This window comes from Shewanella putrefaciens (genome assembly GCF_016406325.1).
Classification (GTDB): Bacteria; Pseudomonadota; Gammaproteobacteria; order Enterobacterales; family Shewanellaceae; genus Shewanella; species Shewanella putrefaciens.
The window spans coordinates 4,031,987-4,044,097 of the sequence record NZ_CP066370.1; the positions used below are offsets into that span (position 1 = coordinate 4,031,987).

Genomic DNA, 12,111 nt, shown 5'->3' on the forward strand with positions numbered 1-12,111 from the left:
CAATACTCAGGGACCATAGGCTATAAATCCTATGGTCCCCTAACTAACCCTTGCTTATTTTCGGTGAAATTATGAATAAGACTTGCATCGCCTTAGTGCTTCCTGTGCTGTTGACAGCCACCAGCAGCCAAGCAATTGAACTATATAAAGACTCAAAAAATTCATTAGATTTGAGTGGCTGGCTTGGATTTGCCGCATTAAATGATAGCCATGATACTTCCGTTATTGACGATTTATCCCGTGTACGATTTAGCTTCGAACGCAATGAAAAACATGGTTGGACGGCTTTTGCGACGACCGAATGGGGTATCAATATGGTGTCTAGCGATGACAGCCTAGTGATGCAAGGCGGTAAACTCGCTGCAGAAAAAAACGAAGATTTCCTCTATAACCGTTTAGGTTATGTCGGTATGTCCCACGATGAGTGGGGGAGCCTAAGTTTTGGTAAGCAATGGGGCGTATATTACGACATCGCAGGCACCACAGATCTACCCAACGTCTTTGCAGGATACAGTGTTGGCGCCTATGCCTTTAGTGATGGTGGATTAACAGGAACAGGCCGAGCTGACTCTGCATTTATCTACCGCAATACGCTCGGCCCAGTGCACATTGCCCTGCAATACGCCGCCAAAACCAATGGGGATATCGTCCTTAAAAATGCCGATGGCAGCGAAATGGCAGACTCTGAACTCAATTTCGACAGCAGCTACGGTGCCAGCCTGACCTATTCGGTAACGGACAAATTTAAGCTGCTGGCGGGCTTTAACCGCGGTGATTTTGACGGTCACCTAGGTAATACCCAAGTTGATGAAACAAATAAGATTGTCGGTATTGGTGCTATGTACGGTGATTATTATCACTATGCCGAAAATCGCGAAGCAAGTGGCCTCTATGTCGGCTTTAACGCCCATCAAAGTAAAAACAATGAACTAGTGGATGGCGAACTTTACGATGCGACTGGCGTCGAGCTAATGACGGCCTATCAATTTGATAATGGCTTTGTACCTATGTTGGTGCTCAGTTATTTAGATTTAGATACAGATGCAACCACACCTATCCAAGGTAAATGGACCCGCCAATTTGCCATGTTAGGACTGCATTATCGCTACAGTAACGACACTGTGATGTTTGCCGAGATGAAACTGGATTTTAGCAAAATGGATGACGCTGCACTCGAAGCGCTGGAAGACAACGGCTTTGCGGTGGGGATTAACTACTTCTTCTAGCCATTTTTCAAAAACACTCGCGCGAGTCCAACCTACCATTGCACTCGCTCCGCATTGTAACCAAAGAACTCATGGCTCACGTCATCGCTCATATACGTGAGCCTTTTTGAGGCTGAGGAGCGGCGCACGTTCCGTCTACAAACGCTCGCCGTAGACTCATTAGATGGTTCCGCCGGTTTACCATCGTCTCTACGCCACTTCAAATTGAGTTTATGAAGTGGCTTTTTTTTCAGTAGAAACCGAGTTACTTAGCTTGCTGACGATTATGGGACGGTTTACCGCCACCCTTAGATTGAGCCCCTGATGCTTTAGCACTCGATTGTCCAAAAGGCGCTTTAGCTCCCGGACGATTCGACTTAGGCACATTAGGCTTAGGTACGTTAGGCTTGGACGCATTCAATGCAGGTTTTCCGCCTTTCCCGGCAGGTTTTGACTCTGCACCCGCATTAACACCGCCTTTCATCGCCCCTTTAGATTTAGTCGCCCCCTTACGATCATCGAACTGATTACCCGAGAAACGTGTAAAGGCTTTTTGGCCTTGGTTGGCATCCTTCATCCATTTAGGCCCGCGCTCATTGCGCCCTTCTGGTGGCACTAATTGGTTTGGACTATTGCCGATCAAATCTTCACGCCCCATGGCAATCAAGCCTTCACGGATAATAGGCCAACCTGCTGGGTCATGGTAACGCAGCAACGCTTTATGCAAGCGGCGTTGACGCCCCTTCTTCGGCACTGGCACCACTTCACTGGTGTGTTTGACGTTTTTAAGCGAGTTCAATTCGGTATGATAAATCGTCGTCGCATTCGCCATCGGTGAGGGATAGAAGTTTTGCACTTGGTCGAGCTTAAACTTACGCTCCTTCAGCCACAGCGCTAAATTCACCATGTCTTCGTCGGTCGTGCCAGGATGCGCCGATATAAAATAAGGGATCAGGAACTGTTCTTTACCCGCTTCCTTCGAATACTTGTCGAACAGTTCTTTAAATTTATCGTAGGCGCCCATGCCGGGTTTCATCATCTTGCTGAGCGGCCCTTCCTCGGTATGCTCAGGGGCGATTTTTAAGTAGCCGCCCACATGATGCTGCACTAACTCTTTAACATAGGCAGGATCTTCGATCGCCAAATCGTAACGCACACCGGAGGCAATCAAAATCTTCTTAATGCCGGGCACGGCGCGGGCGGCGCGGTACAAGTCGATAGTGTGCTTATGATCTGTGCCTAAATGGCCGCAAATCGAGGGGAACACGCAGGACAAACGGCGGCAGGTTTTCTCGGCTTTTTCGCTGGTACAGCCGAGGCGATACATGTTGGCAGTGGGGCCGCCAAGGTCGGAAATCACCCCAGTAAAGCCAGGCACTTTATCCTGAATATCTTTGATTTCTTTGATAATCGACTCTTGCGAACGGCTCTGGATAATTCGTCCTTCGTGTTCGGTAATCGAGCAGAAAGAACAGCCACCAAAGCAACCGCGCATGATGTTGATCGAAGTTTTGATCATGTCATAGGCGGGGATTTTCGCCTTGCCATAGGCAGGATGCGGCACCCTTTTATAGGGTAAGTCGAACACCGCATCCATCTCGTCGGTATTGAGCGGCCAAGCGGGCGGATTAACCCACACACCACGGTCACCGTGGGGCTGGAACAGCGCCCGTGCGCAGCCCGGGTTTTGCTCTTGGTGCAAAATCCGTGAGGCATGGGCGTATAAATATTTGTCCTCAGATACCTTTTCAAAAGCTGGCAGCAGCACATAGGTTTTATCCCATGGCTTAGGGCGTGGCGGTTGCACGCTGATAGCTTTTGGCGCATCGTTATCAAAAATCTTTGCATCCGAAGGGCCAGATAAATTAGCGCAACCCACATCATCGGCACCATAGGGATTAGGGATAGGATCAATCTTATGCAATTGGTCGATTTTGCGTGAATCCATACCACGCCATTCAGGCAAAGGTTCTTTACGAATTACCGCAGTGCCACGCACATCGTGCAAGTCATTAATCGACTCCCCCGCCGCTAAGCGGCGCGCCACTTCAGCCAGCGGACGCTCGGCATTGCCATACATTAAAATGTCGGCCTTAGCATCGAAAATCACACTGCGACGCACTTTATCGGACCAATAATCGTAATGGGCGATCCGGCGAAGGCTTGCCTCAATTCCGCCAATAATGACTGGCACATCTTTAAAGGCTTCTTTACAACGCTGGGTATAAACCGTCACGGCGCGGTCGGGGCGCTTGCCACCGATATCATCTGGAGTATAAGCATCATCGGTGCGGATACGACGGTCAGCGGTGTAGCGATTAATCATGGAATCCATGTTACCCGCGGTGACACCAAAAAACAGATTCGGGCGTCCAAGCTGCATAAAAGCGTCTTTGCTCGACCAATCGGGCTGAGAAATAATCCCCACGCGATAACCTTGGGCTTCTAACATACGGCCAATAACGGCCATACCAAAGCTTGGGTGGTCCACATAAGCATCACCTGTGACAATAATAATGTCACAGCTATCCCAGCCGAGCTTATCCATCTCCTTACGGGACATAGGTAAGAAAGGTGCCGTGCCATAGCACTCGGCCCAGTATTTGGGATAACTAAAAAGTGTGGATTCAACTTGCATCGATATTGACCCAAAAGCGTAATGTCAAACAAAGGCGAAGCAAAAAGGAGCTGCGCCGATTTAGGGACGCGGAGTATAGCAGGCAATCACTGGCAAGTGCGATTAAAAAAACACCAACCACAACCTTTTGTGGGGTATTTGGCCTGCGGCTAGAATACCCCTAAATCGGCTATGGATATGACATAGACACGAGTTGAGCGGCTACAACCCCTTACCTAGCCCTTGGACAAAATACACTAAATTCACAAAGGCTAAGCTAATAATCACAATCCAAGTGAGTAACACTCCCCAAAAACGTCCCAAATGATAACCACCTTGGCCTTGGGTGAGTCCAATGGCATGGAGTAGTCGAGCCACAACCCACAGGGTACCAAAACAATGCAAATAAAATGCAGGCAAGCCACCTAATTCGGCTACGGCCATTAAAATCAATACGATGGGTGCATTCTCTATTAAATTAGCATGCACCCGTCCCGCCAAGGTTAAAGCACTATTACCGCCATCACCGAGACCAATTCTCTGACTTCGCCTAAGTTTAACCACACGATAGGCCAAAGTGACGACTAATAACCCTGTAAGGCTGGCGTAAAGGCCTGTTACCATCAAAGACATATTAATTTCCCTTTATGAAAAAAATGACTATAGCCCGAGCCGCAAAAAATCAGCAATTTATTTGTATTAAGTTTAAAAGCCATTAACCTTTTAGCGACAAGATAGGTTAATATGCGCGCGTCATTCCCAACAACTTTTTTATACAGTGAAGACCCCGATTGGATAACGAAGAGTTTATCGAAAAACGCAAATTTATCATTAAGCTAGGTAAAGCTTTGCATAAATTTGGCACACCCGCTTATCGCCTTGAAACTCACTTACAAACCGTTGCACGCACCTTAGGCCTCGAAGGTTATTTTCTTATTTCACCCACCTCGATGACTTTCGTTTTACAACACGATACGGATCAAGAATATAACCATGTCGCGAGAGTGAAACCAGGAGAGCTTGATCTAGGCTCACTTGCCCGAACCGATGAGTTAGTCGATGAATTAACCTCAGGTAAACGTACGTTAACCGAGGCGCTAGAGCGTTTAGAAGAAATTGCCAATAAACCCAATCCTTACGGCCCGGTATTAACTTGTTTTTCCTTTGGGACCTCTGCCGCCGCTTTCGCCATGCTGATGGGCACAGGCTGGAATGATGTATTTTGGTCTGGATTACTCGGTCTACTCATTTATGGCTTTGTGTATCGTGCTGAACGCTCAGCACGCATGGCTGAAGTCCTTGAACCCTTTGCGACCATTATCTGCGCCATAGTTGCCTGTGCCATTGCGCGTATTGATCCCAATATTAATATTCCCGTGGTTATCCTCTCCGCGATCATTATCTTTATCCCGGGTTTAGCCTTAACCTTAGGCTTAGCTGAGCTGGCGGCGCGTGATTTGATTTCAGGTACGGCTAGGATTATGGATGCCTGTATGTTGCTGTTTAAATTGTACTTTGGTGCAGTGCTCGGCATGGCTATCGGTAAGGCTTTCTTTGGCGAGACCATCTATATTGAACCCGAAAGACTGCCCCGCTGGGCAATATGGTCGGCGGTACCGATTTTATCCATGGCGTTAGTCTTTATTTTTAAAGCACGAATGCAAGATTCACCTTGGGGCGTACTCGCTGGGATAGTGGCGTTTTTCTCGGCCATGCTTGGCGGACATTTTTTTGGTGATTCAGTGGGGATCTTCTTTGGCGCTTTAGCCGTTGGCATCTACTCCAATCTTTTTGCTCGCTGGATGAAAGCGCCTGCTTCCATCGCTCTTTTACAAGGTATAGTGATCTTAGTGCCCGGCAGCAAAACCTATATTGGACTTAATGCGTTAATTTCTGGCGAGACTATGCTTAATCAATCCCATATAGGTTCACAGATTTTTTTAATCTTTATGTCGCTGATCGCAGGGCTTATCTTCGCCAATGTTGCTGTACCGCCTCGCCGTACTCTCTAGCCATACTCAGTATGGCGGCATCAAGGTGCACGGTATTCTTAGTGCAACCTTAAATAAAATCAAAATGTTATTTAAATACTTCCTTGACTAATTACCACTTTCCATGTGTTATTAAATTGTGAATTGCAGAGTGAGTTTGATATCGCTGCAGCCGTCAATTCCATGGGAGTGGTCTATATGCAGAAATTTATCCAGTATGCATGCATCCTACCTTGTTGCATCAGCAGCCAGATGAGTGTGGCCAACGTCGATAAGCCACTAACAAGCCCCCCAATCGTTCAACAAGAGCAGACTCCTAAAAAAATTGGCAAAATTATTGTCGTGAATAATCCAATTTTTGATGAATCAGATCCAAACGCTTTTTTTATTCATCGCTGGGCAAATCAGCTGCATATCAACACCAAAGATTATGTCGTGCGCGATAAACTCACCTTTAGTGAAAATGATACTGTCGACCTAAAAGATCTCAATGAATCACAACGTCTCTTACGGGCCGAACCCTATATTCGCGATGCAAAAATCTATATCGCTGACAAAGATCCCCAATCCGACACCGATCCTAACGTCGAATCGGTTGTTATTGAAACGTGGGATAACTGGTCATTACTTCCTACGGGGAGCTTTAGCAGCTCAGGAGGGGATACTCGTTATTCTTTTGGCGTAAAGGAGGACAATTTATTGGGTACAGGCATACGAACTCGAATGAATTACCAGTCAAATGAATCTCGTAGTGGTTATAAATTTGCCTTTGAAGCCCCCCTTAGCATTATCGAACACGGCATCATCGCCGCAGAGTTTTATGATAATAGTGACGGCCAAGCTAAACATATGTACATCAGTAAACCTTTTTATTCGCTCAAGACGAATAGCATGTACTCCCTAGAATATCTTGACGATAGTCGTACCGATATATTGCGACAAAACGGTAATGAGGTGAATGAATTTGAACACAAGTCTGACTACCTTAACCTCAAGTACGGCTGGCTAATAAGTCAGAATAACGACAATATTTCCCGCTTTATTACAGGTATTACCCAGAATAAACATGAGTTTGCAAACGTAGACACCTATCCCACATCGATGCTACCGCAAGACAGGGACTTTATGTATCCTTGGGTTGCCTACGAATTTATCGAAGACGATTTTCACGTATTGAATAATATTCACCTGATCACCAATAACGAAGACTTTAACTTAGGCTGGCACCACTATGTCCAGTTAGGATTAGAAACCAAAGACATAGACGATGGTAACCCACTAGGCTACCACTTTAAGTGGCAAAGCAGCGGCGGTTACCGATTCGATAATCAACTCTGGCTTTTAGAAATGGCAGGGAGTAGCACCCTTGGCACAACGCAAAAAGATACCTATACAGTCGAAGCCCAAGCCGAATACTTTTATCGGATCAACCCTAAATGGACTGCCTACGGTAAAGCTTGGGCAAGCGTATCAAACAATACTTACCTTGATCTCACCCGAGGACTTGGGGATGAAACGGGTGTACGGGGTTACCCCAATGAGTACCAACAAGGTGACAATCAATGGCTCATGACTGCAGAACTGCGTCATTATCCCAATATCAATCTCTATCAACTGGCAGAACTTGGCTGGGCACTGTTTACCGATCTGGGACAAGCATCGGGAGGGCCACTGGCTAGCAATAACGAAGTCAGCGGCCCTTTGGGCACTATCGGTATAGGAGCACGAATTTATTCCTCCCGTTCCAGCTACGGCAATGTCGCCCATATCGATTTTTCTCTGCCGTATACAGGTGGCGAATCTGCCAATAGTTGGGAATGGCGGCTCTTAGTTAAACAGAGTTTTTAAACCTAAGGTACACCATGATTGCTCAACACCATTAATCTGTGGTGGTCTCGAATAAACCTGAGGCTATCTGCCTAACCTCCTGCTCAACCCTCTGTACCAGAGAAGCGTCTGCCAATATGGGAGAACCGCAATTAAAGGGCGGTTTAGGGTCATATTCAAACAATAACTGCAGAGTTTTCGCCTGTTCTTCTCCCTCTATATTGGCAATAAGAGTCAATGCAAAATCGAGTCCTGCAGTAATACCGCCACCGCTGATCCTATTACGGTCAATCACAATACGTTTATTTTCAAAGGTAATTTGAGGATATTGTGCCAACACTGAAGCATAAGCCCAGTGAGTGGTCGTGCGATAACCATTAAGTAAACCTGTTGCCGCAAGAATCAAGGCACCAGTGCATACAGATGTAATGTATTGTGCTTGCTCCCCCTTATGTTTTAAGAAGGAAATAACTTGCTCATCCTGTATTTGCGCCAAAGGATTTGCACTCCCAGGCACTAACAGGATATCTATTGGTGGGCAATGGTCAAAATCGTAATTAGGTTGTAAGTTAACGCCCGCATCACAGGGTAATAGCATGCTGGTTTTCGCAAAAGTGAAGGTTTCAAAAGATGGCACAAAGGCTAAAAACTGTAGTGGCCCATAGGCATCGAGCATCGTCATGCCGGGATAAAGAAAAATACCTACTCTTAATTTGTGTTTGATTGGATGATTTGTTTTATCACGTTGAGCCGCTTCAATATTTTCACTCATCACAGATTCTCCATCGGTAGTGACAATTTCATATTTCAGGTAACACTGTCATTGCAGTTAACCCTATGACCGTCACTATAAAGCCCATTATTCTTAACCATCAGGCACAAACTCGCCCGCATGTTTCAAATGGTACACCTGAGCCTATCTGTTCCACTTAAGCAAAAATCACAACACAAGAGCCATTGAGGCTAAGGTATAATCACACGCTTAAACTGAGTTGAATTTAAAGCGGGATCCAATATGCACACAAAGCACTGCATGCACATAGCGAAAAGCCCGCGGGCTGTGCTCAAGGTTCTCAACGCTTTTAAGGAAATGCTGAAACAGCAAGATTATCGTGATATTGCAGTGGCTGATATTGCCTACAAAGCCGATGTAGGCCGCACGACGTTTTATCGCTACTTCAAGCGTAAGCTGGATATCCTTATTGCACTCCATCAAAATATTTTTGAAGATATCTTCGCAGATCTTCAGTCAGCCGAAGACTGGCTTTCAACTAACACGCCACCCTCATTGGAAAAACTGCTTATTACTTTTAGCCGAAACAGCATGTTTCGCCGTTCCATGTCATTTAGACTTGGTAGCGATCTCGATGCCGCAACGAAACAATTACAAACTAAACTTGTGCAACATATCGAAAATAAATTGGTCAACACCTTCAACACTGACGAATTTATTATCCCAAGCCACACGTTGGCCCACAGCATAGCCGCTCTTTATTTAAGCCAAATTCAACAACTTATTGCCAGCCCTCATCCCTGTCCTACACAACAAGCCAAGTACTTACATCTGCTTACGCGGGGTATCATTTTAGCGGCGTTAACGAAAAGAAACGCATATCTAAACCAATGAAAGTAATCATGGTAAAAGTTACGGCGTTTAAATAATGATCAAACAATTAGCTTGGTAATCCAACGCAGGCCAAAGGTGCTGCGCAGTAGTTTTACAGTACTGTTGTGGCGCAGCTGAAACAGACAGCCAAGGCTAAAACTGACGATTAAACCTGGTGTCGACCCAATAAAATCACGACTGCTTTGCGCTAATTGTCGTTTCCTCATCAGTAACAAATCATGCTGCAACTGGCCTTGTTCCGTCAGCACTGTCAGCTGCAACTGCTGTTTTTTAAGTAACTGTTGAATTAGCATACTCGCGCCCCCTATTTTTGATGTCCCGACTCTCGAGTCGAGAACAAAAGCTGTAATTGCTGCCAAGTCTTCGAAAAGCCCGTTTGTGACAACACATAGCCAAGACTACGCCAACACCAAAGCAATAAAACAAACTGTAGCACCACCAAAGCGCTCACAGTGGCTAATAACGAACCACTCAATTGAAACAGCATATAGCCCAACAGCAATAAAATACTGCCCCAGAATAACGTAATGCCAGTACCAAAACAGACGACTAAAGCCGCAGCGATAATCAGGCTACGCCCTGTTAACCGCCATTCTGCCGTTGCTACTTTCCCGGCCATCTGCAACTGCTCGAGATAGGCTTGCTTCACTGAACTGCTAAGAACAGCTATTTCAGCCAGTTGCTCAATTGCCTGATCAATAACGTTATGCTGGGCAGCAGCTGATGCTGTCTGCCCAGTTTTAGCGGTTTGCGCACTATGCTGGACGGGCCTTTGTTCTGGCGCCTCTGACCTTGCACGGTTTTGCATAAATCCACCTTAGCGACGGCGCAGCAAGGCCGTTAATACCACCCCGGCGGCAAACGCAATCCCAGCAGTGGCCAATGGATTTTGCGCTGCCAACTCACGGGTTTTGCTATAAGAACTTTGCAGTTGTAATTTGATTTCCTCCTGCTTGAGCGCCAGAGTTTCCTGTGAGCTAGCCGCCGTTTTACGCAAAGTGTCTTCTGCAACAGCGGCTTTCTCTGCCACTGCGTCAACGGCATGGTGCGTCACTTCAGTTGCTTTCGCTGTTGTGGGTGAATTTAAAGCACTGCTATCTTTACTGTTAGTTTGTTCTGCTACGCTTTTTGAACTGGCCATAGAAAGCCTCCTTGGTGAACACTGTGCAATGCAACAAGATGCTGCACTTTGCGTACAAACCAATGCAATGGCTATACCAAACAATATAATCTCATAAAAACAAAAGGTTATAACTATACCATTTCTATTAACCCTCCCAGTTAACGGTAGATGTTACCTGCATTGAGTAATTTTTACCTGCGACGAAGAAAGACTGGAAATGGCTGTAATGGCGGCTAAACTGAAGGCTAAATAAGCGATAGACGGGATGTACAGGAGAACGAGCTAACTCTGATTTTTTAATGAGTTAATCAAATAAAATTGATCATTACCGTATAAATTAAAAAACAAAAAGCCCGTTTGTCATTACGACAAACGGGCTTTTTGTTGAATGAGGTGAGTTGGCCGATAAGCCGGGTCCTGTCTTGGACAGTCATTCATCTAGGCCTGCAATCGCTCACAGGCTCAAGCGACCTACCCGGTTCCAACGCGAGCCACGCCATACGGAACCCTATTTGGTCTTGCTCCGGGTGGAGTTTACCTTGCTACGAACTATTGCTAGCCGCACGGTGCGCTCTTACCGCACCCTTTCACCCTTACCGACCTGATAAATCAGGCAGGCGGTCTACTCTCTGTTGCACTTGTCGTCGGTTCGCACCGCCCAGGCGTTACCTGGCACCCCGCTCTTTGGAGCCCGGACTTTCCTCCCCGTTCTTGCGAACGCGGCGACTGTCTGGCCAACTCGGCGCGGATTATAGCCTATGCCATCTTTATGTACCACAGTTAATCCTAGGGATGCGTAGCAGTGCTTATAAATCAGACTCTAGGCCGTATTTATACAGAGCGTTCTTTTTAAGGCCATGGATTTGTGCGGCAATGGCGGCCGCTTTTTTTAGCGGTAATTCTTCGCACAGGAGTTTTAGCGTATTAATGGCGACTGTGGGAATCGCTTCATCATCATTGAGATGATAACCATGCACCATCAGCACGATTTCTCCCTTCTGCTGATTGGGATCGGTGCTTACAGTGGCAAGTACTTCAGAAACTGGGCCCGATAAAAAAGTTTCAAAGGTTTTGGTCACTTCACGCGCCATAACGACATGGCGTTCGCCACCAAGCACTTCGACCATAGTGGTTAAGCTGTGCTCGATGCGGTGTGGTGATTCGTAAAAAATTAACGTGCGAGGATCTTCTTTTAATGCCAATAGCTTATCGGCACGCGCCTTTTCTTTTGATGGCAAAAAACCTTCGAAAGAAAAACGGTCCGATGGCAAACCCGAGGCGCTCAAGGCGGTAATCGCCGCGCAAGGGCCGGGCAAGGGGATCACATTAAAACCCGACTGACGCACATGGGAGACCAAATGGTAACCCGGATCGGAAATTAACGGCGTACCTGCATCTGAAATTAAGGCGATCGATTGACCCGCAGCTAATTGATCCACAATCCACTGGGCGCGAGCACGTTCGTTATGATCATGCAACGCAATTGTTTTAGTCGTAATTCCAAAATGACTCAATAACTTGCCGCTATGACGGGTGTCTTCACAGGCGATCAATGAAACCTGATTCAGCACCTCTATAGCCCGTGAACTCATGTCGCCCAAATTGCCGATGGGAGTGGGAACTATGTAGAGTGCGACGCTTTGGTCCATATATACCTCTGTAATGACAGTGCCAAGACTTTCGTCAAGCGCAAGAGAAGGTTAAACTAGAGCCAGCATCTT

11 protein-coding genes and 1 other RNA gene are annotated in these 12,111 nt (G+C 46.4%); 4 read left to right on the plus strand and 8 right to left on the minus strand.

Going from position 1 to position 12,111, the window contains the following annotated elements:
- Nucleotides 1-71 precede the first annotated feature (71 nt).
- Nucleotides 72-1,226, plus strand: a complete 1,155-nt coding sequence (locus tag JEZ96_RS17915) for a porin (RefSeq protein ID WP_011920183.1) — start codon at nucleotides 72-74, stop codon at nucleotides 1,224-1,226.
- A 244-nt stretch (nucleotides 1,227-1,470) separates the two neighbouring features.
- Here the strand turns inward: JEZ96_RS17915 and JEZ96_RS17920 are convergent, their stop codons facing one another.
- Together JEZ96_RS17920 and JEZ96_RS17925 are read right to left on the minus strand one after the other, a co-directional pair.
- Entirely contained in the window at nucleotides 1,471-3,843 is a 2,373-nt protein-coding gene (locus JEZ96_RS17920) for a YgiQ family radical SAM protein (protein ID WP_011791054.1), read from the minus strand.
- Between the two features lie 201 nt (nucleotides 3,844-4,044).
- Nucleotides 4,045-4,455 carry an MAPEG family protein gene (locus JEZ96_RS17925; RefSeq protein ID WP_011791055.1) on the minus strand — a complete coding sequence of 137 codons (411 nt, stop codon included), beginning with the start codon at nucleotides 4,453-4,455 and terminating at the stop codon, nucleotides 4,045-4,047.
- A 158-nt stretch (nucleotides 4,456-4,613) separates the two neighbouring features.
- Here JEZ96_RS17925 and JEZ96_RS17930 point away from each other — a divergent pair, with 158 nt between their 5' ends.
- Nucleotides 4,614-5,834, plus strand: a complete 1,221-nt coding sequence (locus tag JEZ96_RS17930) for a threonine/serine exporter family protein (RefSeq protein ID WP_061783006.1) — start codon at nucleotides 4,614-4,616, stop codon at nucleotides 5,832-5,834.
- A gap of 177 nt (nucleotides 5,835-6,011) precedes the next feature.
- Nucleotides 6,012-7,661, plus strand: coding sequence for a BamA/TamA family outer membrane protein (locus tag JEZ96_RS17935; RefSeq protein WP_025008206.1), 1,650 nt, complete (start codon nucleotides 6,012-6,014; stop codon nucleotides 7,659-7,661).
- Between the two features lie 31 nt (nucleotides 7,662-7,692).
- Here JEZ96_RS17935 and JEZ96_RS17940 read toward each other — a convergent pair whose 3' ends face one another.
- A complete protein-coding gene (locus tag JEZ96_RS17940; protein ID WP_025008207.1) occupies nucleotides 7,693-8,412 on the minus strand; it encodes a DJ-1/PfpI family protein in 720 nt (239 codons plus the stop codon).
- A 243-nt stretch (nucleotides 8,413-8,655) separates the two neighbouring features.
- On the opposite strand from JEZ96_RS17940, the gene JEZ96_RS17945 reads away from it, so the two are divergent.
- Nucleotides 8,656-9,267: a TetR/AcrR family transcriptional regulator gene (locus JEZ96_RS17945; RefSeq protein WP_025008208.1), complete on the plus strand. Its 612-nt coding sequence runs from the start codon at nucleotides 8,656-8,658 to the stop codon at nucleotides 9,265-9,267.
- Nucleotides 9,268-9,305: 38 nt separating this feature from the next.
- On the opposite strand, the gene JEZ96_RS17950 is transcribed toward JEZ96_RS17945, so the two are convergent.
- The 5 genes from JEZ96_RS17950 to rsmI form a co-directional block, all read right to left on the minus strand.
- Nucleotides 9,306-9,560 carry a hypothetical protein gene (locus JEZ96_RS17950; RefSeq protein ID WP_011791060.1) on the minus strand — a complete coding sequence of 85 codons (255 nt, stop codon included), beginning with the start codon at nucleotides 9,558-9,560 and terminating at the stop codon, nucleotides 9,306-9,308.
- A gap of 11 nt (nucleotides 9,561-9,571) precedes the next feature.
- Complete coding sequence (locus JEZ96_RS17955) at nucleotides 9,572-10,075, minus strand: hypothetical protein (protein WP_025008209.1); 504 nt, start codon at nucleotides 10,073-10,075, stop codon at nucleotides 9,572-9,574.
- 9 nt (nucleotides 10,076-10,084) lie between these two features.
- Nucleotides 10,085-10,408 (minus strand): DUF883 C-terminal domain-containing protein, encoded by a 324-nt coding sequence (locus JEZ96_RS17960; protein WP_011920188.1) that lies wholly within the window; start codon nucleotides 10,406-10,408, stop codon nucleotides 10,085-10,087.
- Between the two features lie 372 nt (nucleotides 10,409-10,780).
- Nucleotides 10,781-11,132: RNase P RNA component class A (rnpB, locus tag JEZ96_RS17965), an RNA gene on the minus strand.
- 64 nt (nucleotides 11,133-11,196) lie between these two features.
- Nucleotides 11,197-12,039 carry a 16S rRNA (cytidine(1402)-2'-O)-methyltransferase gene (rsmI, locus tag JEZ96_RS17970; protein ID WP_025008210.1) on the minus strand — a complete coding sequence of 281 codons (843 nt, stop codon included), beginning with the start codon at nucleotides 12,037-12,039 and terminating at the stop codon, nucleotides 11,197-11,199.
- Nucleotides 12,040-12,111 lie beyond the last annotated feature (72 nt).

What these genes read in the sequence shown, in the direction of transcription:
- JEZ96_RS17915 (WP_011920183.1), top strand. Translation starts at nt 72, where the DNA reads ATGAATAAGACTTGCATCGCCTTAGTGCTTCCTGTGCTGTTGACAGCC.
- JEZ96_RS17920 (WP_011791054.1), bottom strand. Translation starts at nt 3,843, where the DNA reads ATGCAAGTTGAATCCACACTTTTTAGTTATCCCAAATACTGGGCCGAG.
- JEZ96_RS17925 (WP_011791055.1), bottom strand. Translation starts at nt 4,455, where the DNA reads ATGTCTTTGATGGTAACAGGCCTTTACGCCAGCCTTACAGGGTTATTA.
- JEZ96_RS17935 (WP_025008206.1), top strand. Translation starts at nt 6,012, where the DNA reads ATGCAGAAATTTATCCAGTATGCATGCATCCTACCTTGTTGCATCAGC.
- JEZ96_RS17940 (WP_025008207.1), bottom strand. Translation starts at nt 8,412, where the DNA reads ATGAGTGAAAATATTGAAGCGGCTCAACGTGATAAAACAAATCATCCA.
- JEZ96_RS17945 (WP_025008208.1), top strand. Translation starts at nt 8,656, where the DNA reads ATGCACACAAAGCACTGCATGCACATAGCGAAAAGCCCGCGGGCTGTG.
- JEZ96_RS17950 (WP_011791060.1), bottom strand. Translation starts at nt 9,560, where the DNA reads ATGCTAATTCAACAGTTACTTAAAAAACAGCAGTTGCAGCTGACAGTG.
- JEZ96_RS17955 (WP_025008209.1), bottom strand. Translation starts at nt 10,075, where the DNA reads ATGCAAAACCGTGCAAGGTCAGAGGCGCCAGAACAAAGGCCCGTCCAG.
- JEZ96_RS17960 (WP_011920188.1), bottom strand. Translation starts at nt 10,408, where the DNA reads ATGGCCAGTTCAAAAAGCGTAGCAGAACAAACTAACAGTAAAGATAGC.
- rsmI (WP_025008210.1), bottom strand. Translation starts at nt 12,039, where the DNA reads ATGGACCAAAGCGTCGCACTCTACATAGTTCCCACTCCCATCGGCAAT.